The sequence below is a fragment of the Niallia circulans genome, from assembly GCF_003726095.1.
Classification (GTDB): Bacteria; Bacillota; Bacilli; order Bacillales; family Cytobacillaceae; genus Niallia; species Niallia circulans_A.
The window spans coordinates 4,247,335-4,273,144 of sequence record NZ_CP026031.1 but is presented as its reverse complement, the minus strand read 5'-3'; the positions used below and the strand labels follow the sequence as shown (position 1 = coordinate 4,273,144).

At 36.8% G+C, this 25,810-nt stretch carries 26 protein-coding genes; 14 read left to right on the top strand and 12 right to left on the bottom strand.

Annotation, left to right across the window (positions count from 1 at the left end):
• Window positions 1-115 precede the first annotated feature (115 nt).
• The 3 genes from C2I06_RS20545 (at window position 116) to C2I06_RS20535 (ending at window position 3,846) form a co-directional block, all read left to right on the top strand.
• Window positions 116-1,987: an FAD-dependent oxidoreductase gene (locus C2I06_RS20545; protein WP_095331157.1), complete on the top strand. Its 1,872-nt coding sequence runs from the start codon at window positions 116-118 to the stop codon at window positions 1,985-1,987.
• A gap of 323 nt (window positions 1,988-2,310) precedes the next feature.
• A complete protein-coding gene (locus tag C2I06_RS20540; RefSeq protein WP_095331159.1) occupies window positions 2,311-2,850 on the top strand; it encodes a Gx transporter family protein in 540 nt (179 codons plus the stop codon).
• Between the two features lie 15 nt (window positions 2,851-2,865).
• Window positions 2,866-3,846 (top strand): polyprenyl synthetase family protein, encoded by a 981-nt coding sequence (locus C2I06_RS20535; protein ID WP_123258757.1) that lies wholly within the window; start codon window positions 2,866-2,868, stop codon window positions 3,844-3,846.
• A gap of 73 nt (window positions 3,847-3,919) precedes the next feature.
• Here C2I06_RS20535 and C2I06_RS20530 read toward each other — a convergent pair whose 3' ends face one another.
• The 4 genes from C2I06_RS20530 to C2I06_RS20515 all read right to left on the bottom strand — a co-directional run bounded on the left by C2I06_RS20530 (window position 3,920) and on the right by C2I06_RS20515 (window position 5,515).
• Window positions 3,920-4,153: a hypothetical protein gene (locus C2I06_RS20530; protein ID WP_095331163.1), complete on the bottom strand. Its 234-nt coding sequence runs from the start codon at window positions 4,151-4,153 to the stop codon at window positions 3,920-3,922.
• The gene (locus C2I06_RS20525; protein ID WP_095331165.1) at window positions 4,150-4,314 is read right to left on the bottom strand and encodes a YvrJ family protein; all 165 of its coding nucleotides are present in this window, start codon (window positions 4,312-4,314) and stop codon (window positions 4,150-4,152) included. The genes C2I06_RS20530 and C2I06_RS20525 overlap by 4 nt, the downstream gene beginning before the upstream one ends.
• Window positions 4,305-4,919: an RNA polymerase sigma factor sigma-70 region 4 domain-containing protein gene (locus C2I06_RS20520; protein WP_095331167.1), complete on the bottom strand. Its 615-nt coding sequence runs from the start codon at window positions 4,917-4,919 to the stop codon at window positions 4,305-4,307. Before C2I06_RS20520 ends, C2I06_RS20525 begins: the two co-directional genes overlap by 10 nt.
• Window positions 4,920-5,077: 158 nt before the next feature.
• Window positions 5,078-5,515: a hypothetical protein gene (locus C2I06_RS20515; RefSeq protein ID WP_095331169.1), complete on the bottom strand. Its 438-nt coding sequence runs from the start codon at window positions 5,513-5,515 to the stop codon at window positions 5,078-5,080.
• A 140-nt stretch (window positions 5,516-5,655) separates the two neighbouring features.
• Here C2I06_RS20515 and C2I06_RS20510 point away from each other — a divergent pair, with 140 nt between their 5' ends.
• The 5 genes from C2I06_RS20510 to C2I06_RS25180 all read left to right on the top strand — a co-directional run bounded on the left by C2I06_RS20510 (window position 5,656) and on the right by C2I06_RS25180 (window position 9,498).
• On the top strand, window positions 5,656-6,543 hold the full coding sequence (locus C2I06_RS20510) for a dihydrodipicolinate synthase family protein (RefSeq protein WP_095331171.1): 888 nt from the start codon (window positions 5,656-5,658) through the stop codon (window positions 6,541-6,543).
• Complete coding sequence (gene modA, locus C2I06_RS20505; protein ID WP_171509228.1) at window positions 6,543-7,334, top strand: molybdate ABC transporter substrate-binding protein; 792 nt, start codon at window positions 6,543-6,545, stop codon at window positions 7,332-7,334. The genes C2I06_RS20510 and modA overlap by 1 nt, the downstream gene beginning before the upstream one ends.
• Window positions 7,315-7,995, top strand: coding sequence for a molybdate ABC transporter permease subunit (modB, locus tag C2I06_RS20500; protein WP_123258756.1), 681 nt, complete (start codon window positions 7,315-7,317; stop codon window positions 7,993-7,995). The genes modA and modB overlap by 20 nt, the downstream gene beginning before the upstream one ends.
• Before the next feature lie 153 nt (window positions 7,996-8,148).
• Entirely contained in the window at window positions 8,149-8,838 is a 690-nt protein-coding gene (locus C2I06_RS20495; RefSeq protein ID WP_123258755.1) for a metal-dependent hydrolase, read from the top strand.
• Window positions 8,839-9,138: 300 nt separating this feature from the next.
• Window positions 9,139-9,498 carry a hypothetical protein gene (locus C2I06_RS25180; RefSeq protein WP_164463746.1) on the top strand — a complete coding sequence of 120 codons (360 nt, stop codon included), beginning with the start codon at window positions 9,139-9,141 and terminating at the stop codon, window positions 9,496-9,498.
• A gap of 35 nt (window positions 9,499-9,533) precedes the next feature.
• Here the strand turns inward: C2I06_RS25180 and trhO are convergent, their stop codons facing one another.
• From trhO to C2I06_RS20475, 4 genes are all read right to left on the bottom strand, one after another.
• The gene (gene trhO, locus C2I06_RS20490) at window positions 9,534-10,502 is read right to left on the bottom strand and encodes an oxygen-dependent tRNA uridine(34) hydroxylase TrhO (protein ID WP_095331179.1); all 969 of its coding nucleotides are present in this window, start codon (window positions 10,500-10,502) and stop codon (window positions 9,534-9,536) included.
• Window positions 10,503-10,828: 326 nt separating this feature from the next.
• Window positions 10,829-11,068, bottom strand: a complete 240-nt coding sequence (locus C2I06_RS20485) for a hypothetical protein (protein ID WP_047944691.1) — start codon at window positions 11,066-11,068, stop codon at window positions 10,829-10,831.
• Window positions 11,069-11,099: 31 nt separating this feature from the next.
• Entirely contained in the window at window positions 11,100-12,428 is a 1,329-nt protein-coding gene (locus C2I06_RS20480) for a PTS sugar transporter subunit IIC (RefSeq protein WP_047944690.1), read from the bottom strand.
• An 84-nt stretch (window positions 12,429-12,512) separates the two neighbouring features.
• Entirely contained in the window at window positions 12,513-12,815 is a 303-nt protein-coding gene (locus C2I06_RS20475) for a PTS sugar transporter subunit IIB (protein ID WP_123258754.1), read from the bottom strand.
• A 419-nt stretch (window positions 12,816-13,234) separates the two neighbouring features.
• Between C2I06_RS20475 and C2I06_RS20470 the strand changes: the two genes are divergently transcribed.
• A complete protein-coding gene (locus C2I06_RS20470) occupies window positions 13,235-13,981 on the top strand; it encodes a MurR/RpiR family transcriptional regulator (RefSeq protein ID WP_095331183.1) in 747 nt (248 codons plus the stop codon).
• Window positions 13,982-14,010: 29 nt separating this feature from the next.
• Here the strand turns inward: C2I06_RS20470 and C2I06_RS20465 are convergent, their stop codons facing one another.
• Window positions 14,011-15,021, bottom strand: coding sequence for a DUF3231 family protein (locus tag C2I06_RS20465; RefSeq protein WP_095331185.1), 1,011 nt, complete (start codon window positions 15,019-15,021; stop codon window positions 14,011-14,013).
• A 152-nt stretch (window positions 15,022-15,173) separates the two neighbouring features.
• Between C2I06_RS20465 and C2I06_RS20460 the strand changes: the two genes are divergently transcribed.
• The 4 genes from C2I06_RS20460 to C2I06_RS20445 all read left to right on the top strand — a co-directional run bounded on the left by C2I06_RS20460 (window position 15,174) and on the right by C2I06_RS20445 (window position 20,455).
• Window positions 15,174-15,974, top strand: coding sequence for a MurR/RpiR family transcriptional regulator (locus C2I06_RS20460; protein WP_095331187.1), 801 nt, complete (start codon window positions 15,174-15,176; stop codon window positions 15,972-15,974).
• Between the two features lie 211 nt (window positions 15,975-16,185).
• Window positions 16,186-17,763, top strand: coding sequence for a PTS transporter subunit EIIC (locus tag C2I06_RS20455; protein ID WP_123258753.1), 1,578 nt, complete (start codon window positions 16,186-16,188; stop codon window positions 17,761-17,763).
• Between the two features lies 1 nt (window position 17,764).
• Window positions 17,765-19,120 (top strand): 6-phospho-alpha-glucosidase, encoded by a 1,356-nt coding sequence (locus C2I06_RS20450; RefSeq protein WP_095331191.1) that lies wholly within the window; start codon window positions 17,765-17,767, stop codon window positions 19,118-19,120.
• A 246-nt stretch (window positions 19,121-19,366) separates the two neighbouring features.
• A complete protein-coding gene (locus C2I06_RS20445; protein ID WP_164463745.1) occupies window positions 19,367-20,455 on the top strand; it encodes a helix-turn-helix domain-containing protein in 1,089 nt (362 codons plus the stop codon).
• A 390-nt stretch (window positions 20,456-20,845) separates the two neighbouring features.
• Here the strand turns inward: C2I06_RS20445 and C2I06_RS20440 are convergent, their stop codons facing one another.
• A complete protein-coding gene (locus C2I06_RS20440) occupies window positions 20,846-21,385 on the bottom strand; it encodes a recombinase family protein (RefSeq protein ID WP_095331208.1) in 540 nt (179 codons plus the stop codon).
• A gap of 146 nt (window positions 21,386-21,531) precedes the next feature.
• On the opposite strand from C2I06_RS20440, the gene C2I06_RS20435 reads away from it, so the two are divergent.
• Window positions 21,532-22,995: a SulP family inorganic anion transporter gene (locus tag C2I06_RS20435; protein ID WP_123258752.1), complete on the top strand. Its 1,464-nt coding sequence runs from the start codon at window positions 21,532-21,534 to the stop codon at window positions 22,993-22,995.
• Window positions 22,996-23,209: 214 nt separating this feature from the next.
• On the opposite strand, the gene C2I06_RS20425 is transcribed toward C2I06_RS20435, so the two are convergent.
• Both C2I06_RS20425 and aspS read right to left on the bottom strand, forming a co-directional pair.
• Window positions 23,210-24,091 carry an SMP-30/gluconolactonase/LRE family protein gene (locus C2I06_RS20425; RefSeq protein ID WP_123258751.1) on the bottom strand — a complete coding sequence of 294 codons (882 nt, stop codon included), beginning with the start codon at window positions 24,089-24,091 and terminating at the stop codon, window positions 23,210-23,212.
• 261 nt (window positions 24,092-24,352) lie between these two features.
• Window positions 24,353-25,648: an aspartate--tRNA(Asn) ligase gene (gene aspS, locus C2I06_RS20420; protein ID WP_095331214.1), complete on the bottom strand. Its 1,296-nt coding sequence runs from the start codon at window positions 25,646-25,648 to the stop codon at window positions 24,353-24,355.
• Window positions 25,649-25,810 lie beyond the last annotated feature (162 nt).

Here is a 25,810-nt window from a genome sequence, read left to right as displayed (position 1 = left end):
TTAAATTGTAGACATTCTATGAAGTCCATAGACAGATAAAAACCACATTGTTATATTAAAATTGTTCAAAACTTCACAAATAAGCATTTAACAATTAAGGGAGTGAATAGGAAGAATGGACAAGAAAAATATTGTCATAATCGGAGCAGGTTATGCGGGGGTTCATGCCGCAAAAAAGCTTGCTAAAAAGTATAAAAAAGATGATTCGGTTTCCATTACACTTATAGATAGACATTCCTATCATACAATGATGACTGAATTACATGAGGTTGCTGCGCATAGAGTAGAACCGGATGCTATTCAATTTGATTTACGTCGTTTATTTAATCGTACAAAGGTTAATTTGGTTACAGACAATGTGAAACATGTTGATTATCAAAGTAAAGTAGTTACAACTGAACACGGCCAATTTGCCTTCGATTATCTCATCCTAGGAATGGGCGGCGAACCAAATGACTTTGGTACGCCCGGAGTACAAGAAAATGGCTTTACCCTTTGGTCTTGGGAAGATGCTGTTAAACTAAGAGAACATATTGAAAAAATTGTTCGTAAAGCTGCTCATGTTCATGATGAAGCAACAAGAAAGGCAATGCTTACCTTTACTGTATGTGGTTCAGGCTTCACAGGAATCGAAATGGTTGGGGAACTGATTGAATGGAAAGAACGATTAGCAAAAGACAATAAGCTAGATGCAGAGGATATTACTTTATATGTGGTTGAAGCTGCTCCTACTATATTAAATATGCTAGAACGCAGAGATGCCGATAAAGCAGAAAGCTATATGGTAAAAAAGGGAGTTAAAATCTTAAAAAGCTCCCCAATCGTCGAAGTAAAAGAAGACGCTATCGTATTAAAATCAGGCGAAGAGCTTCCAACTTACACTCTTATTTGGACAGCAGGAGTTCGCGCTAATTCGGATACAAAAGATTACGGCATGTCAGCTGGAAGAGCAGGCCGCTTAAAAGTTAATGCTCATATGGAATCTGAAGACTACAAAGATGTCTATGTAGTCGGTGACTTAGCCTATTTTGAAGAAGAGCCTGGAAAACCAACTCCACAAATTGTAGAAGCGGCCGAACAAACTGCTATGACTGCAGCAAAGAATATTATTGCAGAAATCAGTGACGGTGAAAAGGAAAAATATGAAGGTAAATACCATGGGGTTATGGTTTCTATCGGAGCAAGATACGGTGTTGCAAATTTAAGCGGCATGCATTTAAGCGGCTGGTTTGCAAATTTCATGAAGCATATGGTTAATCTATATTATTTCTTTGGTATTAGAAGCGGCTATTATATGTACCAATATGTGATGCATGAATTTTTCCACACAAAAGATAAACGTAATATTTTCCGTGATTTCTTAACCCGCTATGGCAATGTTCTTTGGAGCTTACCTTTACGTGTATTTGTCGCAGGTTTCTGGATTGTAGAAGCATGTGCGAAGCTTTGGGGAGAATCGACATGGAAAGATTCTATTTCCAGCTGGTCAAAGGTTCCAAACTTATTTAATGGTCTTGGAGACGATTCATGGTTAACTGCTACAAGTGTCAAAATGCCTTTTGAGTGGCTGCAAACTGCTACAAGTGGGGCAAGTGAAGCTGCTACTTCTACTGACTTTGCAACCCCGATATTAAATAAAATGCCATTCTGGTTTGAGTGGATTATGAAAATTATGCTTCCAACTCCAGAAGTCGCACTATTTATGCAAAAAATGATGATATTTATTGAGTTAGCAATTGGATTAGCCATTCTTGCCGGTTTATTCACATGGTTAGCAAATGCTGCAAGTGCTGGATTCCTAGTAATGTTTACACTTACTGCAATGCTTGGCTGGGATAAAGTTTGGGCATTGCCAGCTTCTATTGCTTTAATGAATGGGTCTGGTCGTACATTTGGATTAGATTATTGGGTTGTTCCTTTCCTTCAAAGAAAATTGGGCGACTGGTGGTATGGTAAAGAACGAGCGATCTATAAAGACTATAAATAATAAAAGGTTTGCTAGAAACATAGGGAATTAAAGCCCCCTGTTTCTAGCAGCTTTTGAATCAGTAAAGGAGAAAAAAGAAGCTAGTGGATTTATATTCTTTGATCTTTTCTTAAACCTTAAACTTTTAAATCAATAGATTGTCTTCCACTTTAGGATGCTTGTTCCAATCAATCTATTTAACAATAAGATTAGTTATAGAATAAAGAATCTACCATACTTCATTCTTTTTTGCCCTATACTGATTAATAGGAATCAGTATTTATTTAACCTACAACCAACTTACTTATGGTAATAATTAAATCGCAAGAATGGAAGTTGAGAAGATGACAAAAAATCAACGCCTTGTATATATAGCACTGCTTGCTTCCCAAGCGGTAATTATCAGCTTATTAGAACGGGCTATCCCATTTCCCTTTGCATTTGCTCCAGGAGCGAAGCTTGGATTAGCAAATATTATCACCTGCTTAGCCTTATATACACTTCCCACAAAAGATGCCTTTAAAGTGGTCGCAATTCGGCTCTGTCTCGCCACCTTATTAGGAGGGACACTTTCTACTTTTATGTATAGTGCCAGTGGAGCCCTTTTAAGCTTTATCGGCATGTGGGGTGTAAAGCAACTTGGAACAAAACGAATTAGCTTAATTGGTGTTAGTACAACTGGAGCCATTTTTCATAATATTGGTCAATTAGCCATTGCAAGCTTTGTTGCGCAAACATGGACTGTATTCTTATATTTACCTATTCTATCTTTTATCGGTATCCTATCAGGAATAGCAATAGGAATACTCGCCAACTATTTAATCACACATGTAGAAAAACTACAGTTTTATAGAGATTTATCGGAAATAAACGAATCTAGATAGGAAAGAGGTTAAACTATGCGTGTACATCAAATGTGGGATACGTATCCAGAATTAAAAAATGACTTGTCAAAAGTACTTCAATTAATTGAAAGCAATATTCGTGTTCGTGATAAAGTAGTTGAAAAAACGATTAAGGATTTAATTTATTCCGGTGGCAAGCTACTTAGACCTGCCTATTCCCTACTTTGTTCACAAATAGGTCCGTCTAAAGATAAAAATCGTGCAATAGCAGTGGCAGCAGCGTTGGAAACCTTGCATATGGCGACGCTGATTCATGACGATGTTATTGATGAATCGCCAACACGACATAACATTCCAACCATTCATACTCATAATGGAAATAAGTTTGCCATCTATGCGGGTGATTATTTATTCTGTGTTTGTTTTACCATTTTATCTAAGTACGCAACATCTCTTTCCCATTTAGAATTTAATGCCCGAAGCATGGAAAAAATCTTAAGTGGGGAATTAGATCAATTAAACGCTCGATACCAATCTACTGTTACGGTGAAAAAATATTTAGCAAGAGTATCCGGAAAAACAGCCCAGCTTTTTGCCGTAAGCTGCTATTCTGGTGCGGTTGAAAGTGAAGCAAGCAGACCACTCGCCATGAATGCTTGGAATATGGGGCATTATATTGGGATGGCTTTTCAAATAATGGACGATATTCTCGATTATAAAGGAAATTCCCAAACATTAGGAAAGCCTGTGATGGCAGATATTAAACAAGGTCACTATAATTTACCACTTATCTATGCAATCCAAGCAAATCCGCATGAGCTGATTCCTATATTAGATAAAAAAGAAGCCTTGACTAACGAAGATCTGGCACAGCTTTCTAAACTTATCGCTAAATATAAAGGAGTAGAAAAAGCAGAGCTCCTTGCTAAAAAATATACAGAGAAAGCAATTAAACAACTAAATAAATTACCTGATGGGGATTACAAAAACCGTCTTTTTGAAATTACGCTTAGCTTATTAAATAGGAATGTGTAATGCGTATGGTAAAAATCCGGTCCAACTCTGCATGCTGCTTGTCACTTGTTGGACTCGGATTTTTTAATAGCTGTCATTCTCTATTATGCTTATCTTTAAATTCCCAAAAGCCTGGAATACTGTCTAGGTCATATTGATAGGTAGATTGTATAAGCATTAATTTCAGCTCTTGTGAAAGATCTGCCATATCATTTGGGCTTGTTCTTTTTGTTAATTTATTTACCTTTGGTTCGAACAACTTTATTAGCTCATGGAGCATTTCCGGATCTGCCTTTGCCCTTTTTACCATCGTATACATATCGGTCATTTTTCCTTTTCCTTTCGCTCGTTTTCCTGAGTTTCCTTCCATTCCTTCAGTAGCTGATCCATTTTTTTATCTAATCTTAGCAGAACAAATAAAGATAAAGTTAGTGGAAAACCAAAATTGCTAATCATTGTCATCCATTGCGTCATATCTACTAATTCCATCTACCTTCCTCCTTATTATTGATAAATGAAAGAATACGTTTTAAAGCCGCTTTTCTTGTTTTTGAAACATATTGTTGAGACGTTCGAATTCTCCGGGCAATTTCTGTATCCGTAAATTTATAAAGATAGGCATAGGTAAGGATCTTACGTTGGGAAGAAGTCAAGCTCAGAACGGCTGAATAGATTGTTTTATTTGAAATATATTCCTCCATCTCAGACCATAGTGCCTCCTTCTCGACTATTGCTTCTATTTCAGCCTCTTTATCATTTAGATTAATATCCTTTTCTCCTCCCTCTTCCTTCTCGGTCAGTATTAATGGAAATCGTTTTTGATACATGGATAAGTTTTTATTAAAATTTATGGTACTGTACTCCATCGAAGAAGTGATATACGAAGTAAACCGAATGGTAAAGAAATGCTTTTTAAAAGATTCATCCACCTTTTCTTTATTTTCCTTTGTCGGACATTCTAGCGCTTTTTTTAACAGGTGAACATTGTCCTTTTTCTGCAAAAAACTCTTTACAATTGGATTGCTTAATAATGATTTATTTTCCTCTAAAAATGCGGTAAAAGCTTCTGATTGAGAAGAACGGCATTCTTTCATCCTTTCGACCTCCCAAAAGGAACATATGTTCTGTTTTTGTTGTAAAAAAAGGGACTAATCTTCATTAGCCTCTTTTGCCTATATGTTATCTTTACCTCCTTCTATATATATAAAGAAAGATTTTATGTAAAAATAACAACCACTTGTCCCATTTTCATTTAATCGATTACAAATAACTTTACATCAAAGATAACATTGTCTTGATTTTCTTCCAATACGACAATAGTCCAGTTTTTGGCTAATATCTTTGTAAATTGCTGAAAGGATTCCTTCGGCAATGTAATAGTTCCAATTGATTCGCCGCAGTCCTCATAGTCTCTTCCCTCTACTAATTGATATTTCAATAGTATAAGCCTTTTTAACGTTCCCTTAGTCAAAAAGGTTATTTCATAATCATCTTGCATAATCGCTTTGACGCTAGCTTTATTGTCTTTATAATAAGAGAAAAGCGTCTGCCAATCTGGCAAGCCATTTCCACAGTTCTGAAAGAACGCAAAATCTTCTGTTTCGAGAGCTTTGCTAACCGCCTCTTCCTTAAATCCCTTTGCTTTCACTTGCTCCAGCATAATTGCAAAATTAAGTGCCACTCTCATCATAAAACTTCTACTCCCTTCCCCACTTCATATTGATTTCATCCCAAGAAAAAGATAAATTGATAGAAAGACTTCATTAGACAGCTTTCTGTACCATTATCTGAATAGTTTAAGTATAATCTATTTTGAAAGGAGTTAGGAAAATGATTACACAAAATCCATTTGTTTCATATAGTGTTGCAATGGTAACCCCCTTTGATCAAAGGGAAAAGCTTTCGCAAACCGGCATCTATTCATTAATAGATTACTATAAACAGAATCATGTCCCGGCACTGCTTATTAGTGGATCAACAGGGGAACAGCATTCCATGACAATCGAAGAAAGACAGATTCTCTATCGGGAGGTAAAGTCCGCAGGGAAAGATGCTTTTCTTCTCATTGGTGGAGTTGCTGCTGTAAGAACGACAGATACCATTCGACTGGCGGAAGCTGCTCAAAAAGAAGGATTAGATGGAATAATGCTTGGCTTTCCTCCTTATTTACGTATTAATCAAAAAGAAGCTGCAGCATATGTTGAACAAGTTTGCGCAGTTACCAATTTACCCATCTTGCTTTACAATAATCCTTCCCGTACTGGATTTAACCTGGAATTAAATACTCTCTATCGTTTAGTAGAGAAACATCCCCAAATAAAAGGGTTAAAGGAAGCTGGAAATCCCGACAATGCTCTTATCCTCCAAAAAGAGCTTGGTTCATCCTTCTCTGTCTTAACCGGTACAGATTTATACCTTTTAGACCATTTGCGCAACGGATATGATGGAATTACTAGTATAATAGGAAATATTTTCCCGCAAGAAATACAACAAATTGTTCAATTGATAAAATCACAAAAATGGGAATTGGCGAAAAAACAGTTCTCCAAATTGCTACCAACGATACATACTATTCTAGAAATAGGTGCACTGCGTGCTATTAAATATCTATTATCTGAAAGCAATATAGAAGCAGGTATTTGTAGAAAGCCATTATCCACTTTGAATAAACAAGAACAGAAAACCCTAATGGAGGTTTGGCAAAAAGGAGAGGCATGATGAAAAAACACTTCCAACCTATTATGCTCTTGATTACGATATTGATTTTAGCTTCTTGCAGCGATAATCATGGGCAATCAGCAGCATCTAAACAAGAACCTATTTCCATAACCATCTCTGCTGCTGCCAGCATGCAAGATGCGTTAGAGTCAATCAAGGAGAAATTCGAAAAGGAGCATCCAGATATTACCCTAACTTTTAATTTTGGTTCATCTGGAGCATTGCAGCAGCAAATTTCCCAGGGAGCTCCAGTCGATTTATTTCTTTCTGCAGCAAAGGATAAGATGGCCCTTTTAATAAAGGGTGGCTTCATTAGTGAATCCGATCATACGAACTTAGTTAAGAATAATTTAGTATTAATCACCAATAAACAGTCTGACACTACTATCAATAACTTTGCAGATTTAGAAACATTGGATAAAGAAAAAATCGCTATCGGTATACCCAAATCCGTTCCAGCAGGAAATTATGCAAAAGAAACACTGCAATCCCTGCATATATGGGAAAAGGTCCAAGAAAATATCGTTCCTGCAAAGGATGTGCGCCAAGTTCTATCTTATGTAGAAACAAATAATGTAGCAGCAGGCATTGTTTATGGAACCGACGCAAAGACTTCGGATGCTGTTCAGGTAGCAGCAATTGCGGATGAAGCAAGTCATTCTCCCATTGTTTACCCTCTAGGCATCATCAAAGACAGTAAGCATTATCAGGCAGCTAAAGTTTTTTATGACTATTTGCAAACACCCATTAGTTTAGAGGTTTTTAAAGAAAATGGATTTATTGTTAACTAAAGAGGATTGGAGTAACTTTTGGCCTCCCTTTTCTCTTTCCTTGCAAGTATCACTCATCGCCACTGTCTGCGTCATTGTTTCGGGAATAATTCTTGCCGCTTTATTAGCGAGAAAAAAATTTAAAGGAAAGGTATTGCTAGAAACCTGTTTGTTACTGCCAATCGTTCTTCCCCCAACAGTTACTGGCTTTTTATTGCTCGTTGTCTTTGGGCGCAATAGTATCATTGGAAAAGGAATCGAATGGCTTTTTCAACAACCAATTATTTTTACATGGTGGGCTGCGGTAATTGCAGCATTTATTGTGTCTTTTCCTTTAATGTATCAATCGGCAAAGGCTGGGTTTATCCAAATTGATCGTTCGATTGAAGAGGCGGCACGTGTCGATGGGGCAAACGAGTGGAAAGTTTTAACATCCATCTCTATTCCACTAGCCTCCCACTCGCTTATATCTGGAAGCATCCTTAGCTTTGCCAGAGGATTAGGAGAATTTGGTGCAACTTTGATGTTTGCCGGTAATATCCCAGGAAAAACACAGACACTACCTACCGCTATTTATGTCGCCATCGAAACTGGCAATATGAGAATGGCTTGGATTTGGGTAATAACCATCACCATTATTTCTTTTATTATGCTAGCCTTATGTCAGCCGAAACAACAATAGCCTTTCTCGTCTTTGCGCATTCCCTTACAGGTTAGTGTCAATACTGATTTCAGAGAAATAGACAAGCATATCATTTGGTATTTTTCCTTTCTCTGCTTTAATCTAAAATGGACAATAATCCACCTATGTGGAATTTTAAGGAGATGATTTTGCATGAAAATTACTTATCATGGTCAATCCACTATTGAAATTAGTACAGAAGGAAAGTCTCTAATTATTGACCCGTTTATTAGTGGCAACCCTTCTGCTGTTACAAAAGTAGAAGAAGTGAAAGTGGATGCTGTTTTACTGACACATGCACATATGGATCATATTCTCGATGCGGCACCAATCGCCAAAGCAAATAATGCTCCAGTTGTTGCTAACCCTGAATTAGCTGCTTATATGTCCTGGCAAGGTGTAGAAACAATTGGTATGAATATCGGCGGAACAGTCGATTTAGGCTTTGCTAAAGCAAAAATGACGCATGCATTCCACAGTTCCGGGATTATTGATGAGGAAAATAAAAATATCTTATATGGCGGAATGCCAGGTGGATATATTATTGAGGCAGAAGGGAAAACCATCCATCATGCCGGAGACACTGGACTTTTCAGTGATATGAAGATGATTGGAGATCGACACCCATTAGATGTTGTCTTTCTACCAATTGGAGACCATTTTACAATGGGACCCGAGGATGCGCTGCAAGCGGCTGAATGGTATCAAGCAAAACTAATTATTCCCATCCACTACAATACATTCCCTGTAATTGAGCAAGACGCTAAAGAGTTTGTAACTAAGCTTGAAGAACTTGGTTTGAAAGGGAAAGTATTAGAGCTAGGTGAAACATTCGAATTGTAAGAAAAGGATTGTGCTAGAGTACACATCAAATTAGCAATTTTGAAACGTTGCAGACAAACTTGGTTTGTCTGCAATGAATATGAAGTGGGGAAATGAGGTTGATATCGCATAAATACGTGGGATATTAGCCTCTTTTTATTTTTATTAGCAGAAGACTATTGCTTTATCAATCAAGTTTTCCTTTTATCAGCCAAACTGGAGTAGATATCAGGCAAAATTTGATTTTATCAGCCAAACTGGTGCACTTATCAGCCAATCTTTGATTTTTTCAGCCAAACTGGTGCACTTATCAGCCAATCTTTGATTTTTTCAGCCAAAGTGGCCGCTTATCAGCCAAAACCCCATTTTTTCAGCCGAACTGGTGCACTTATCAGCCAATCTCCGGTTTTTTCAGCCAAACTGGTGCACTTATCAGCCAAACTCCGGTTTTTTCAGCCAAACTGGTGCACTTATCAGCCAATCTCCGGTTTTTTCAGCCAAACTGGTGCACTTATCAGCCAATCTCCGGTTTTTTCAGCCAAACTGGTGCACTTATCAGCCAAAACCCCATTTTTTCAGCCAAACTGGTGCACTTATCAGCCAAACTCCGGTTTTTTCAGCCAAACTGGTGCACTTATCAGCCAAAACCTCATTTTTTCAGCCAAACCTCTGTCAAACTAAAAAAGGCCGCCCGCAAACGGACAGCCTTTCCTATTTTATATTACTTTGCTTTCTTCTTCCCATTGAGCAATTTCTTTTACTCTTGCTTCCACTTGCTCTTGTGTTAGTCCATGTTGCTTTACATAGAAGTTTCTTGGATGGGTGCGGCACTCATGGCTGCAGCTTCTCATATATTTCTCTTCATTTTCTTCACTGCAAAGCATTTTACGGTTACACTCTGGGTTTGCACAGTTTACATATCTTTCACATGGCTCCCCAGTAAAGAAGTCACGTCCTACAATCACATGTTCTTTTTGATTGACTGGCACACTAATTCTTTGGTCGAATACGTAGCATTGACCATCCCAAAGCTCTCCTTGTACTTCTGGGTCTTTTCCGTAAGTCACAATTCCACCATCTAATTGGCTTACATCTTCAAAGCCCTCTTTCATTAGCCAGCCAGAGAATTTCTCACATCTTACTCCACCAGTACAGTAAGTAAGAATCTTTTTACCTTCTAGTTTATCTTTATTTTCTTTTATCCATTGTGGCAGTTCTCTAAATGTTTCAATTTCTGGCTTAATCGCACCTCGGAAATGACCAAGATCATATTCATAATCATTACGAGCATCAATAACAATTGTTTCAGGATCTTGCATTTTCTCATAAAATTCTGCTGGCTTTAAGTGTTTACCAGTTAATTTAAGTGGATCTACATCGTCCTCTAAGCTTAAGTTAACTAATTCTTTTTTATGACGAACATGCATTTTCTTAAAAGCATGTCCATCTGCTTCATCAATTTTGAAAATAGTATCGCTGAAACGCGGATCCTGTCTCATTGCTTCGATATACTTGTCTGTTTGCTCTACCGTACCAGAAACTGTTCCATTAATCCCCTCGTGGGAAATTAGAATTCGACCTAATAATCCTAGTTCTTTACAAAAAGCTAAATGCTCTTTGGTTAATTCCTCAGGATTTTCAATCGGTACATATTTATAATAAAGTAATACTCGATATTCACTCATTGTTCAACACCCTATTCCTTCTAAAAATTATCTATTAATAACTATACACCAATTGTGTCAATAGTAAAAATCCATTGCTTATTTGTAAAATCGCAAACAAACAGAAAGAGACTTCACTCATCGAAATCTCCCCCTGCTTAAAAATAAAGTTAAAATAATTATAAGGTAATACGAGCTAAAAAGAAAGATGCAGATTTTACCTAGTATTAAAATTCCATTCTTTCGTAGCCTTTACATACTATCATAAAAAATACTATTAACTAACTCGAAAGTATAGCAAGGGATACTCCTTAAAGGAGTACCCCTTGTTTGACATTTTCTATTGATTATCCTTCTGTTATGGTCGTATGAAAATGGAGCGCACAACCATATTTAGACTGCTGAAATATTTTCTCTACATGGCGTATGGCAAGCTCCGCTGATAAAGATGTAACAACTACTAGCTCCGCTTTAATCTTGTTAATAACCTTTATGCTAGTTGTGATGTAATCATCCTGGTAATTTTCAAAAACATCCCGGACATAATTTATTTGTCCACAGAAAAATTGAATAGTATATTGATTCATTTTTCTATCACTTTAAGCAGAAGCAGCCGAATCACTTTTTCTCCCCTCCATAACTTACGGCGTTTGCTTTATTTGCTGCCATAACGAATGGTATATACACCAGTGTAGAAACAGCCAAACAAACAAAACCAAGCAATAGCGCAATATAATTTCCACCTGTTCCAAGGAAAGCAATAAGCGGTCCTGGGGTAGTCCATGGAACGGAATACGCAATTGGCGGAATCAATCCTGATACAATCGCAACATATCCAATAATAATATTTATGGCTGGAACAAGAATAAATGGCACAATTAAAATTGGATTTAATACAACTGGTAAACCAAAAATAATTGGCTCATTTATATTAAATATCCCTGGTGCAAGCGAAAGTTTTCCGATATCTCTGTAATCCTGCCTTTTTGCTACAATAAAGATAGCAATAAGCAATCCCAGCGTCATCCCAGAACCACCATAGTTTGCAAAAGCATCATTAATTGCCCAAGTTACAGGATATGGCGCTCCCCAAGCTGTACCGTGCTCTGCGACGAAGTTAAGATTTTCTAAGCCTGCTTCTGCAAACATTGCTTCCCGTATAGCAGCAATGGTATTCGGGCCATGGATTCCAAAAACCCATAATAGGTTGGAAACTATCGCTAAAATAACTAAAGACACAATATTGGTGCCTAAACTCTTCAATGGAGTTTGAATCACTGCGTAAATAAATCCATGTAAGCCTTCTGGATAAACCGCATTTATTAAAGCGTTTGCAATAGCGAACACCACAGTAATAATTATAATAGGAAATAATACTTTAAAAGAACGAGAAACAGCCGGAGGTACAGAATCAGGCATGTTTATTTGCAATTTTTTGGACCTAGATAATCTACTAAAAAGCTCACCAACTAATAATCCCACAATTAAAGCAACAAATAGTCCTTGTGCTCCAACCCATTGAGTTGTTAAAAAGTTGGTTCCTTCTACATTGGTATATGGTGGATAAATAATGAAAAATACAGAAAGACCTGTCAGCCCACTTAATAATTCATCTGCTTTGAGTGAAATAGCCATATTTCTAGCAACAAGGAAGACTATAAACATAGATAAAATATTAACAGAGCCATTTAGCACAGGAGAAAAAACCGCTTGTAAATCAGCTAAATTGGGAAATAATTTATGCAAGAATAAGATCTTGGCGATGAATCCGTCTGGTGCTAAGACAGCAAAATTGAGCAATACAATTAATGAACCTGCAAGCGTAATAGGAAAAGATAGAATAAATGCATCGCGGATAGCAACGATATGCCTTTGTGAATTTAATTTTGCTGCAACTGGCACTAACGTTTTCTCCGCAAACTTTTCAAAGGCCGCCATAAAACCCATTATAATTCCCCCTAAATAAATATGTTATTTTTACATTGGAAAACTATTTTTGCAGGCTTCTTTAGGTGCAAGTTGCTGATTGATTTATGCCATTAATTCTAATGCTCTTTCTAATACTGCTTTGCCATTCATCATTCCATATGCTCTCATATCAATTACTTCTACTGGAACTCTCCCCGCAATGATCTCCTCTACCTGTGGTTTTTGGTAACGCACTTGTGGACCTAATAAAACGACATCCACTTCATGTGCGACTTTTTGACATTCTGATACTGGCAGTGCAAAAATTTCGAGCTTTATTCCTTTTTCTTTTGCTGCATCTTTCATTTTATTTACTAATAAACTAGTAGACATTCCCGCTGCACAAACTAAAAGTAATTTCTTCATTTTCTTCCCTCCAATAATTGATTTTTGTATAATATTCTCATTTGAATGGTCCTTTTCATAATATGCTCCCCTTACTCAATCGGCGCAGAAGCTGACCCCACAAGGAATTTCTAATTTTCTCAGGCAATTACATACCCCCTTCCACTTAAAATGTATGCGTTTGCAAGTTAATTAGAAGTAAAAATAACCACATACTATCTTTTTTCTTCGGAAGGAATTTGTTACATTTTAGTCACAACCTGTTTTATAATAGAGGAAAGATAACCATAATTAAGGAAGTCATCCCCACTGATGATTAGTTGAACCATTTATATTTTTATGGACAGCGAATTTTTCATCTATCGGCGATTCACATAAACTTTCTGTCTATTAATAATGGGAATATAAAGAAAAATCTATTTAGGGTAGGAGGGAAAAATTTGTTCACAAATGAAATGATCCAATCCTTTAATGATTTAGAAATGCTACTCTATAACTATGTTACCAAAAATATCGATAAAGTTATTTATATGCGTATTAGAGAATTATCCGATGAAACACATGTGTCCACATCTAGTATTCTACGATTCTGCCGAAAATTAAACTGTGATGGTTTTTCCGAGTTTAAGGTTAAATTAAAATTATATTTAGATCAAAGTAAGCAAGAAAACCTAAAATCAACGAAATACTATCTTTCTGAGTTCTTAGAACGGACCATGAAGGGAAATTTCGAAACCTACATCCAAGAAACTGCGGATATGGTTAGTCAATCCGATAAAGTAATTTTTGTAGGAACGGGAAGCTCAGGCATTTTAGCGGAGTATGGAGCTAGATACTTTTCGAGCTTAGGAAAGTTTTCAACTTTTATAAAAGATCCCTTTTATCCAATTAACAGCAAGGAGCTGAAAAAATGTACCGCCATCATCTTATCGGTTTCTGGTGAAACAGATTATACCATTCATCTTGCAAATCGATTAAAAATGGAAGGTTGCAATATTATTAGTATTACTAATAGTAAAGACTGTCACCTTGCGAAAATATCTGATATAAATATTGCGTATTATGTTACAGAAGTATATACAGGACAATCAAATATCACTTCTCAATTACCGGTCATGTATATCTTAGAGGAAAGCGCACACAAGGTTAAAAAGAACAGCAAGCTTAATGAGGAGCGGGAAGCTTAGATAAAGGATAACAGGGAAATATTTTCTCTCTATTTCCCTGTAACATCATTCTTAGTTTGTATAATTGGCGGTGGCTGCTCCACCCAATTATAGTCAATCATTAAATCTGCCCCATCTTTGGCATACTGGCCAATTTCGATCGAAAGCCTATCATAATTAAGTAACAGGTCACTTCTTTGGCTGGCTCCTCCCGCTAATGCATAATTTCCAATTCCTGAGGCACTCAATAAACTAATATGAAACATCATTAACTTGTCAGAAAAAGTGCGTACAGTAGAATCAGTAATACCAAAATCAGAAGAGTTCGGACTCTGTATCCCCTCTTTTAAGAGAGTATCCGTAAATATTTTTAAATGTTTTTGTGAAATTTCTTTTCCTCTTAACATATAAGCCTGTACTTCTTTATTCGTCGTAGTCTGGGCGAAAGCCAAGGTAATCTTAAGTCCCATATTATTCGTCTGTGCATTCATAAAAAGATGGGAAACTTCCACTGCATTTAACGATCTTTTTTTGTGAAATAAAGAGAATCCACTCAAGTACTTTCTATTCTCAATAAAATCCGCTTCTTTTGGTACGGAAGTAAAGGGGGCTCGGACTAACAATCCTTTTTTATCAAGAATAGAGGTACTTAAATGATACAGCTTTGAAGTATCCAGTAGTCCCTCATGAAAAAAATGGATTATATCTTTCCGTGTGCTCATCGATAAGAATCCCCCATATGCCACTAACCCTGCTTTTGCCATTTGATTAATATAGGCCAAACAGAAGAAATCGGTAAATAAAGCTGGGGCCTTTTTATTTACATCGTCTTCTGTGAAGCCATGTGGTATGGCAAACTTATTTTCCAGGAAGATTTTCACAAATCGTTTTTCCTGTTTTTGGGCAAATCGGTAAGCAAAGCGAATAGCATCTGCAATTTCCCGATCTTTCACATGTTGTATCATATGAGTAAGAACCTGTTTAGACATACAGTTATTTAAATAAGATGTCCACAGAGAAGCAATTTCTGAGGATGTTAGTTTTAGATTTGATTCGGACATTAAAGAAAACCTCCAACACTTACATAGTTTTAATAGTATTGGCATCCCTATCGATATTATGCTATCCAATCAATCATATTGAAAAAACATAATTCATTTATAATAAAAGAATCCATACTAGATGAAAATAAGAACAAGGAATGATGATAGATTTGAAAAATTCAGATATGCTTTTTCTTGATTATGCTAATGACAAAAACTTAACCGAAGCAGAAAAAGATATTATTCAGTTTCTGATAGAGAAAAAGTTAGCCGGAGAAACGTTAAGTATCCGATCAGCGGCTAATAATCTCTTCGTATCAACTGCAACCATTATCCGCCTTTGTAAAAAACTTGGTTTTAGTGGGTATAGTGAATTCATTTACAATCTAAATTTAAAAGTAACAAAGATGCTTGATCAAGAAGTGGAATATGTAGATAGTATTCATCAACCATTAATAGAGGCGGTATCCTCCTTTAAGCGTAATTATAAACAAACAATCGATTCTCTAGATGAGACAACCATTGAACAGTTCTTATCTCAAATCAATGAAAATAAAATGATTTATTTTTACGGCGCAGGCTTTTCCACTCTTTTTTCTAGCTATTTTGCCAAGAAATTAGAGTTATTTGGTTATTACGTTTCCAATACAACTACAAGTGACAGTCGTGCCATTTTTCTCAATAATATTCAAAAGTACAAGTTACTCATCGCTTTTTCCCGTTCTGGCGAAACAGCTAAAGTGCTAGAGAAAGTAAAAATTGCCAAGGATAAAGGCGTAAAAACGATACTATTCACCGGAAATAATAAAAGTTCAACAGCCAAAATTGCTGATATTGTCTTTACTGTCCTTGATCCTACAATTGAATCTCAACAAGAATTTGAGGTAACCTCCTATGAATCCAATATGTTTATGCTTATTGATTTACTCTTAATTATTGCGATTAAAAGAGGGATTATTAAAGAATACTAAAGCCTTTCCTTAATAACGGCTAAAAGAGGATGCTTGGGAGAACATCCTCTCTATTTCGTCCATTTTCCTTTCCTTCATAACGTGTAACATGTTACAGGATTGAAAGACATAGTACACAATGCTTGCAACCCCTTTCAAAATTATATGTTCAATTATATACTTTGGATATTAAAAGATATGATAACGCTTACCACCAAGGGAGGTTTTATAGATGAAAAAGGTCGTAAATGGTCTTCAGCTATTCGGGAAATCCTTATTCGCACCAATTCTCATTCTACCGATTATCGGATTATTTATCGCATTTGGAAATGTTTTCGGAAACGGAAACTTAGCACAATATATCCCGTTTCTAGAACATCCATATATCCAAAATACAGGGAAATTTATTTCTTCTTCTGCTGTATCGATTTTACAAAACCTTGCTTTAATCTTTGCTGTCGGCATTCCGATTGGCTTAGCTAAAAAAGATAAAGGATATGCTGCCTTAACTGGGCTAGTTACCTTCGTTATTTTCATAAATGCCATGCATCAAGTGTTAAGTCTGACTGGAAGCTTAGTAGCACCAGAGGAAATGCAGCTAGCTGGTCAAGCAATGGTATTAAATGTTCAGGTATTAGAAATGGGGGTTTTCTCCGGAATTCTTCTCGGTGCTCTAGTTGGTATCTTGCACAATAAGTACTGTGACACAGAATTCAAAGGGGTTATGGCCATTTACTCAGGACATCGCTTTGTTGCTATTTTAGCCATTCCTAGTGCCATGATTTTAGGAGCGATTGCTGCAGAATTTTGGCCATTTGTACAAGATGGCATTACAGCTGTTGCAAGCGGCATTAAAAATTTAGGAGTATTTGGATTACTTATTTATGGATTCTTAGAAAGAATCTTAATCCCGACCGGTCTTCATCACTTAGTCTATACTCCATTCCTATATACAGAACTAGGTGGAGTAGCCCATATTGGAAACGAAATTATCTACGGAGCGAGAAATATCTACTTTGCTGAAATGGCAGACTCAAGCATTAAAGTACTAAGCAGTACCGTTAACTGGGATGCTCGTGGCCTAAGTAAAATGTTTGGCCTGATGGGTGCAGCTTTAGCCATGTATGTAACAGCAGATAAAAAGAAGAAAACAATCGCAAAAGCCATTCTTCTTCCGGCAGCCTTTACTTCCTTTTTACTAGGAGTAACAGAGCCATTAGAATTTGCCTTTCTGTTCACAGCACCAATCTTGTTTGTGTTACATGCTGTACTTTCAGGTGTGGGAATGATGCTCTTAAGTATCTTTCATGTTCATGCGATTGGCGCTAATGGCTTTATTGACTTCCTGCTATATAACTTGCCGCTTGGTACGACGAAATCAAACTGGCCAATGTTTATCTTAGTAGGATTATTAATGGCAGCTATCTATTTCCTACTTTTCCGCTTCTTAATTCTTAAATTAAATTTAAAAACACCGGGTCGCGAAGAAGATACAGATACAGTTACAGAAACAAGTGAGACAGCAAATGCAGAAGCAGCAGCATCGGGTACTACAAGAAATGGCTCCCCTTCTGCTTTAGGTGCAACTATTGTCAATGCATTAGGTGGAAAAGCGAATATTGAAAATGTCGATAATTGCTATACAAGATTGCGCTTAATTTTGAAAGATCCAAATGCAGTAGATGAACAAACATTAAAACAAACAGGCTCAAAAGGCATTATCAAGTCTGGTAATAATGTTCAAGTTGTTTATGGCTTAAATGTGAAATCAGTTCGAGACCAAGTTGACCAACAATTAGGAGGTATTTAAGATGAAAACATTTAAATTAGCAGTTGCAGGTGGAGGAAGCACTTATACACCAGGAATTATCCGTAGTCTTATGGATCGTCTAGAGGATCTGCCTCTATCTGAAATTCGTTTCTACGATATTGACGGAGAAAGACAAGCAAAAGTAGTTGTGGCTGCTAAAGCTGTTATTGAGGAATATACAGATAAAATTAAAGTCATTGATACAACAGATCCACAAACAGCATTTGAGGATGTAGACTTTGTCTTTGCCCAAATGAGAGTTGGAAAATATGCGATGCGTGAACTCGATGAGAAGATCCCTCTTTTCCATAACGTAGTCGGACAAGAAACCTGTGGTCCTGGCGGATTAGCTTATGGACTTAGAACGATTGCACCAATGATCGAATTAATCGATTATGTAGAAAAATATGCGAAAGAAACTGCATGGATTGTAAACTACTCTAACCCGGCATCCATTGTGGCAGAAGGAGTACGCAAATTACGACCAAATTCAAGAGTCCTAAATATTTGCGATATGCCGGTAGCAACTATGCGTAATATTGCCGCAATCCTTGGAGTAGAAAGAGAAGAATTAGAAGTAGACTATTTCGGTTTAAACCACTTTGGCTGGTTTACAAGCATTAAAGTGGATGGTGTGGAAAGATTGCCAGAGATTCGCGAGCATGTCTATAAATACGGTTTACTGACAGAAGATATTTCTAAAATTGACTATCGTCATGCCGATTCTTCTTGGATTAAAACCTTTAAGAACATTAAACTAATCATGGATCATTTTCCAGAATATCTGCCAAACCCGTATTTACAATACTATCTGTTCCCAGATCATATTGTCGAGACTTCTAATAAAGAATATACCCGTGCGAATGAAGTAATGGATGGTCGTGAAAAAACTCTATTTGAAACAGTGAAGAAATATGAAGAGACTGGTATTTTAGAAGACTCCTTCGCGGTTGGTGTACACGGAACATTTATTGTAGATGTAACCGTATCACTTGCGCAAAATTTAGGAAAAAGATATTTAGTTATGGTAGAAAACAACGGCACGATTCCAAACCTGCCTGCTGATGCAATGATTGAAGTGCCTGCACTTATTACAAGTAACGGTCCTAAGCCTGAATTCGTGGGAGATATTCCTTACTTCTATAAAGCAATGATTGACCAGCAATTAGCATCTGAAAAGATCTTAGTTGAAGCAATTGTGGAAGGCTCCTACGAAAAGGCATTACAGGCTTTCACTTTAAATAAAACTTTACCATCAGCTAAAGTAGCTAAAGCAGTCCTTGATGATTTAATTGAAGCAAATAAAGAATACTGGCCAACCTTAACAAAAGAATATAAAGAAGGCGTACTAGTATAAGATTTTAATAGTCCACAAGGAGTTTTGATACTCGTTGTGGACTTTTTTAGTTTCTAAATAGGTATTAATTTTTGTTATGTATCTCGGAAAGACAGATCCATCATCTATAATTGCAAACAGCTAATTCTACTACCAGTAGAATCGTTATTTTTCGAACATTCAACCAACCGTTGATAGGCACACTTCGATATGTATGCTAGTATCGAAGTAGACAGTGCGCACTGGAAAAATAGAGGAGATGATACGATGATTGATTCACGAAAAATTGGTGCTTATATATCTAAACTAAGAAAAGAAAAAGATCTTACCCAAGTAGAGTTAGCAGATAAATTAAATATTAGTCATCAAGCGATATCAAAATGGGAAAGAGGCGAGTCCCTTCCAGATATTACAACCATTCCTGTTATTGCACATGTATTTGATGTATCTATTGACCTCTTAATGAATGCAGGGGTTGATAAAATGGATCATTCTAAACAGTTAGGAAAAATCGTGCAGCATTTATCGGAGGATAAACCAGAAGAAGTTGCTCATTTAATCAATTCAGGATCCGCACAAGTAAATGAGCTTGTCGATATCGCTCCTATTATTAAATCTAGTCAGCTTAGTAAAGTATCAAAAAAGATGAATACCAATGTTTGGGATGTAGATTCCATCGTCCACCTAGCTCCTTTTTTACAAACAGAAGCATTAGATGAACTAGTTATAGAAGCAGCGAAAAAAGCAATCGATTGTAAGCTGATACAGCGTATTGCCCCTTTTGTGTCTGCACATACATTAAACACAATAGCTGATCAGTTACTTAATAAATCCACTGAACCAATGGAGTTATTGGATCTAGCGCCATTCTTAGAGGAAGAATACTTGAATGATATGCTCCTAAAAGTAAGCACAGGCAAGATAACATGGAGGTTCATTACGGAAATGGCTCCATTCGTAAGCGACACAGCTCTAAGTGCGCTTGTTTTACAAGAAATGAAGAATCCTTTAAATGAGGAAAAGATTCTGCCATTAGCCCCCTTTTTAGAAGAAGAAACCATTGATCAATTGATTTTGATTGCAGGTGGAAGAGGAAGCTGGACTTTCATCCAAAAGATGGTCCCATTTATAGGAGAAGAAACATTAAATACGCTGGTGGATAAAGCAGTAGATGGTGACATAGAATTAAAGGAGCTTTCTGAGCTGGCACCTTTTTTAGAGGAAGAGGCGATCGAACGATTACTAGCTCGCATTGACCCTAACAGGCTTTCTCCAGAATTCCTAGCGAAACTGGCTCCGTTTATGGGAGAAAGCTCTTTAGGCAACATGGTTAAACAGTTGCTAAAAACAAAATAAGTAAAAAAAGAGTGAGACATAAGTATTTCAACCCAATATACCCCCGAACAATTATATGTACATATTAGAAAATATTCGTATAATTGTTTGGGGTTTTTATTTATTTTAAGAAAAATGGTTTGTGGTAATCACCCGCAGACTGAATACACTTCGCTTTCCATGGGGCGAGCGCCAAGCCTCCTCATTCTGAAGCCGAGGAGGCTTAGGTTGCTCCCCGCGGAAAGGGAGTGTCTGTAGCGCAATGGAACGAATTGGTTTCACCACTAATTTAGAGATTGTTCGTCTTTATCCATTAATTATTTTGTTATGTCCCAACCTTGTTTACTGGAACCTGCTGCTTTTTCTCATAGATTGTAAAATCCCCGCCTTTCTATTAAAGTAACTTCACAACTAATTCTCCAAATACCTATATAAAGTAGACTTACTTATCCCTGTTTCTTCTTTTATATCTTTCAAGGTATATTTTTTTGACTGATACATCTCGATTGCTTTTTTTACATTCTCATCGGCTTTTCTAGGTCTGCCACTTGTTTTCCCATGCTGTTTCGCATACTCCATCCCTTTTTTGGTTCTTTCGCGAATAATTTCATTCTGGAATTCTATTAAATGGGACAGCATTTCGGACAATGAATATTCTTTTGTTCTTTCTGTATCAATCTCTTCCTTAATCGTCTGTAAATAGGCACCTTTCTTCTCAAGGATATCTAATATCTCCATCAGATGTCTACTCGAGTCTGCAATCGCGAATAATTGCACCACCACAATCTTGTCTCCCTTGGAAAGACACGACAACAATTCCAATAGCTTTGTTCTATTTTTTGCCGAATCGTGTTCTTCTTTATACACTTGCTCACATATAGGTTTTAGTATTTTAAACTGCTGCTCGCAGTGAATATCTGCGATGGTAGGGCGAATATAGCCATATTTCATCTTCATTGCCTCCAACGTTATCTCTTCTTCCTATTATAGACAGAAATGAAGACCTTGTAAAAACTTTCCCAAAACATATTCCTTTTTGGGAATAAACGTGATAGACTACCTTTAGGAAACAGAAGACTAATATTGAGGTGAATCATTTGATTGAAAAGATAAAAAGGGAATGGTTTTCAAATATCCGCGGGGATATTTTATCAGGAATGGTTGTTGCCTTAGCGCTAATACCAGAGGCAATTGCCTTTTCTATTATCGCTGGAGTAGATCCGATGCTCGGATTATATGCTTCCTTTACAATGGCTGTAGTTATTTCGTTTACAGGTGGAAGACCTGGGATGATTTCAGCAGCTACAGGGGCAATGGCACTATTAATGGGACCATTAGTCAGAGATTACGGATTGGAATATTTATTTGCTGCTACGATTCTAACTGGTATTATTCAAATTATTTTTGGCGTATTAAAAATAGCCAAGCTGATGAAGTTTATTCCAAGAGCCGTGATGATTGGCTTTGTTAATGCTTTAGCCATCCTTATTTTTATGGCTCAAGTTCCACATCTTGTTAACGTAACAAGTATAACTTATTTATTCGTTATTATTACATTATTAATTGTATATATCTTGCCAAGATTTATAAAGGTAATTCCAGCACCGCTGATCGCTATTATTATTTTAACGGCTGTTGCTATTTTTGGAAATGTTAATGTTGCTACTGTTGGTGATTTGGGAAAAATTACACAGTCCTTACCAACGTTCTTTCTTCCAAATGTGCCGTTTTCTTTTGAAACATTAGCGATTATTTTTCCTTATGCATTGGCTTTATCTATTGTCGGCCTACTGGAATCCTTATTAACATCTTCTATCGTAGATGATGCAACCGATACAGAAAGCAATAAAAATAGAGAAGCAAGAGGGCAGGGAATCGCTAATATTGTGACAGGATTCTTCGGCGGTATGGCTGGCTGTGCAATGATTGGTCAATCTGTCATTAATGTAAAATCGGGAGGAAGAGGCAGATTATCTACCTTTGTTGCCGGTGTCTTTCTTATGTTTTTGATTATGGTATTAGGCAGTCTCGTTGTACAGATTCCAATGCCAGTATTAGTCGGCATTATGATTATGGTTTGTATCGGCACCTTTGACTGGTCTTCCTTCAAATATCTCGTGAATGCACCAAAGGCAGATGCCCTAGTCATGCTTGTGACAGTCATTATTGTGGTTGCAACCGATAATTTATCCCTTGGCGTCATTGCTGGAGTTCTGTTAAGTGCGGTCTTTTTCGCAGCGAAGATTTCCCATGTTAAGGTGCATAGGCAAGAAAGAACGAATGAAGAGCACTATGCAGTGGAAGGTCAATTATTCTTCGCATCTGTTGACAGCTTTATTAAAGCATTTGATACTTCCATTACCAACAAACAAATTTCCATCGACTTTACCCATTCTCATGTTTGGGATGATTCTGCAGTTGGTGCGATTGATAAAATCGCTTTAAAGTTAAAAGAAAACCAGAATACAGTAATAATGACAGGGTTAAATTCCGCTAGTCAAAAGATAGTGGATAAGCTTACTGTATTTCAAAACCCCAATGCAAAAGTATCTGATCACTAAATTAGAAAAGGGGCGTAAACGATGTATTCTACTATTCTTTTAACAATTGATGGTTCGAAAAACTCCTTAAGAGCAACGGAAGAAGCAGTCAAACTAGCTTAAAAAGAGCCAAATGCCCCTTTTTAGTAGTTAAATAACAAAATAAGAGAGTGGCATATCTTTTTGCCCTCTCTTTTCTTATTAAAACGTAATCGTCCTTATAAACTAGTAAGCTTCAGTTCTGATATAAGTAAGTCTTGACGCCTTTTATACCTAACTTCACTTTGAATAGTCCTCCTGATTGTGGATGCTCATTTAACTTCTCATCATCTAAACCAGATCGTGCTGTGGTTATATATAATTCATCCAGCTTTTTCCCCCCGAATGTACAAGAAGTCACATTTGGGACTGGCAAAAGTATTTCCTCTAATTTTTCACCATTATCGGGATTCCATCTCGACACTTTTCCTCCACCATAATGAGCAACCCATAGCATTCCTGCGCTATCAATCGTCATGCCATCTGGAAATCCTTCTTCCTCAGAAAAATCAATAATCTGTTTTGCCCTCCCTAGCTCTCCTGTTTCTAATTCATATTCATATTGAGTGATAATTTGGGTAGGTGTATCAATATGGTAAAAGTATTTATTATCACTTGTCCATGCCATTCCATTTGAAATAGTTAAATCACTCATCTTCTCCTTGCACCTGCCATCTTTTCCGAGACAATAAAGGGCTGCCTCTTTCTTATCCTCCCTGCTCATCGTTCCTGCCCACAATCGCCCTTTAGCATCGCACTTGCCATCATTAAATCGATTTCGTGTTAATTCCTTCTCTGGATCCGTCATGAATTCTAGCTGTCCTGTTTCTATATTTAAAAGATGAAAACCGTTATCTAATGTAACAATAAATTCCGTATCTTTTTTACTACAAGGGATAATGGCTGATACTTCGCGTTCGAGTTGAATTTGTTTATGCTTACCAGAGATATGGTTATACATATGTACTTTTTTCCCTTCAATATCTACCCAATATAAGAGATTATTCCTGAAATCCCAGCATGGGCCTTCCCCTAGCTCTGCTTTAGCATCAAGCACTAATTCTACTTCATCATGCATGCGCTTCCCCCTCCATTATGTATATATAATCTAGCTCCTTTTTATATACCTTTTCTAGAAGGAAAAGAAACCCCTCTTTACCAAATTGTCCAAATTTTTTATGAATAGCTCCTTCTTTTCTCATTTACCCTTGTAAATAAGATTTGCCCCTATTCGTAATGTCGTTCTATTTGGGACGTAAAATATTTCCAAATCAATCAACGAATGTACGAGTAAAGAGCAAATTTTATTTACGTCTAGTACTAGTTCTACAATCTCCTTCTAAGGAATAAGTCTATCACAGTCTCTTGGAAAAGCACTTGCTTCGCGGATGTTTCCTAAATTTAGAAACTTCATGATGATACGTTCTAAGCCAATTCCAAATCCTCCGTGTGGTGGCATTCCATAAGCGAAGGAATCGATATAGGCTGTAAACTCACTTGGATTTAGTCCTTTCTCCTTAAAAGACTCTATCAGTTCCGTTTGACAATGAATCCTCTGTCCACCTGAAGTAATTTCACTGCCTTTATATAAAAGGTCAAAGGAATCAGTTAAAGCTGGATTTTCTTTATTTGGCATTGTATACATTGGTCTCGTAGTTCTTGGATAGTTTGTTATAAATACAAAATCGCTTCCATACTTATCTTTTATATACCTTCCAATATATTTTTCTCCTTCTGTATTTAAATCCCCTTCAGGAGAGCTCTTCTGATACTTATCCTTTAATAGCTGCTGTGCCTCCTCTAATGTCATTTTTGGTATATTATTCAATTCCGGTATTTCGACCTTTAATAAATCTAACTGGTTTGGACAATGCTCCTTTACATACTGGAAAGTATATTGAAGAACCTGCCTTTCGATCTCCATTACTTCTTCCACGTTGTCAATAAAACCGATTTCAACATCTAGGGAAATATATTCATTTAAGTGTCTAGATGAATTATGCTCTTCTGCCCTATATACAGGTGCAATTTCAAACACTCGTTCAAACCCAGCGCCCACCATCATTTGTTTATAAAATTGAGGGGATTGCGCTAAATAAGCATGCTTCTCAAAATAGTTAAAGGTAAAAACATTAGCCCCGCCTTCTGCTCCCTGTGAAACAATTTTCGGTGTAAAAATTCGCGTAAAGCCTTCGGTAGTTAGGAACTCTGTAAAACCTTTTACAAACATAGATTGAATCGTAAAAATTGCATTTATTTCCTCATGTCTTAATGATAGAACTCGGTGGTTTAATACATGATCTAATCCTACCTTTACTTGGTTCTTATTAATTTCGAATGGCAACGGGCCAGCTTCCGCTAGAATCGTTAATTCCCTTACTTGAAGCTCTACTCCATTTGCTGTTTTTTCCGTATCAACAAGAACTCCAGCCACCCGAACAACACTTTCTGTCTCTATCTTCAGTTGATTCTGCTCTTGCTCAAGGACACATTGAATCGTTCCCGTGCGATCTCTCAATAACAAGAAACCAACTTTTCCGAGCTGACGGATTTTCTTTACCCAGCCCTTTAATACTACTTCCTTTCCAACATACTGTTCGCATTCAGAGATGAGTACCCTTTTTGAAGATTCCATATCGTTGTTCCTCCTAAAATCAGTAATTTTTTTTGATTCATATCGTTATCATCATCATCATCCATGGTACTCACCTCCTTATAAGAAAAGCTCTATCTTCTTGCTCTGTATATTTGAAACAAAAAACGATAGCAGAAAACGGTCATGATGCTTATCTTGTAA

Excerpts from the sequence above, each read along its gene's own strand:
- C2I06_RS20545 (WP_095331157.1), top strand. The coding sequence starts at position 116 with ATGGACAAGAAAAATATTGTCATAATCGGAGCAGGTTATGCGGGGGTT.
- C2I06_RS20540 (WP_095331159.1), top strand. The coding sequence starts at position 2,311 with ATGACAAAAAATCAACGCCTTGTATATATAGCACTGCTTGCTTCCCAA.
- C2I06_RS20535 (WP_123258757.1), top strand. The coding sequence starts at position 2,866 with ATGCGTGTACATCAAATGTGGGATACGTATCCAGAATTAAAAAATGAC.
- C2I06_RS20530 (WP_095331163.1), bottom strand. The coding sequence starts at position 4,153 with ATGACCGATATGTATACGATGGTAAAAAGGGCAAAGGCAGATCCGGAA.
- C2I06_RS20525 (WP_095331165.1), bottom strand. The coding sequence starts at position 4,314 with ATGGAATTAGTAGATATGACGCAATGGATGACAATGATTAGCAATTTT.
- C2I06_RS20520 (WP_095331167.1), bottom strand. The coding sequence starts at position 4,919 with ATGAAAGAATGCCGTTCTTCTCAATCAGAAGCTTTTACCGCATTTTTA.
- C2I06_RS20515 (WP_095331169.1), bottom strand. The coding sequence starts at position 5,515 with ATGATGAGAGTGGCACTTAATTTTGCAATTATGCTGGAGCAAGTGAAA.
- C2I06_RS20510 (WP_095331171.1), top strand. The coding sequence starts at position 5,656 with ATGATTACACAAAATCCATTTGTTTCATATAGTGTTGCAATGGTAACC.
- modA (WP_171509228.1), top strand. The coding sequence starts at position 6,543 with ATGAAAAAACACTTCCAACCTATTATGCTCTTGATTACGATATTGATT.
- modB (WP_123258756.1), top strand. The coding sequence starts at position 7,315 with ATGGATTTATTGTTAACTAAAGAGGATTGGAGTAACTTTTGGCCTCCC.
- C2I06_RS20495 (WP_123258755.1), top strand. The coding sequence starts at position 8,149 with ATGAAAATTACTTATCATGGTCAATCCACTATTGAAATTAGTACAGAA.
- trhO (WP_095331179.1), bottom strand. The coding sequence starts at position 10,502 with ATGAGTGAATATCGAGTATTACTTTATTATAAATATGTACCGATTGAA.
- C2I06_RS20485 (WP_047944691.1), bottom strand. The coding sequence starts at position 11,068 with ATGAATCAATATACTATTCAATTTTTCTGTGGACAAATAAATTATGTC.
- C2I06_RS20480 (WP_047944690.1), bottom strand. The coding sequence starts at position 12,428 with ATGGGTTTTATGGCGGCCTTTGAAAAGTTTGCGGAGAAAACGTTAGTG.
- C2I06_RS20475 (WP_123258754.1), bottom strand. The coding sequence starts at position 12,815 with ATGAAGAAATTACTTTTAGTTTGTGCAGCGGGAATGTCTACTAGTTTA.
- C2I06_RS20465 (WP_095331185.1), bottom strand. The coding sequence starts at position 15,021 with ATGTCCGAATCAAATCTAAAACTAACATCCTCAGAAATTGCTTCTCTG.
- C2I06_RS20455 (WP_123258753.1), top strand. The coding sequence starts at position 16,186 with ATGAAAAAGGTCGTAAATGGTCTTCAGCTATTCGGGAAATCCTTATTC.
- C2I06_RS20450 (WP_095331191.1), top strand. The coding sequence starts at position 17,765 with ATGAAAACATTTAAATTAGCAGTTGCAGGTGGAGGAAGCACTTATACA.
- C2I06_RS20445 (WP_164463745.1), top strand. The coding sequence starts at position 19,367 with ATGATTGATTCACGAAAAATTGGTGCTTATATATCTAAACTAAGAAAA.
- C2I06_RS20440 (WP_095331208.1), bottom strand. The coding sequence starts at position 21,385 with ATGAAATATGGCTATATTCGCCCTACCATCGCAGATATTCACTGCGAG.
- C2I06_RS20425 (WP_123258751.1), bottom strand. The coding sequence starts at position 24,091 with ATGCATGATGAAGTAGAATTAGTGCTTGATGCTAAAGCAGAGCTAGGG.
- aspS (WP_095331214.1), bottom strand. The coding sequence starts at position 25,648 with ATGGAATCTTCAAAAAGGGTACTCATCTCTGAATGCGAACAGTATGTT.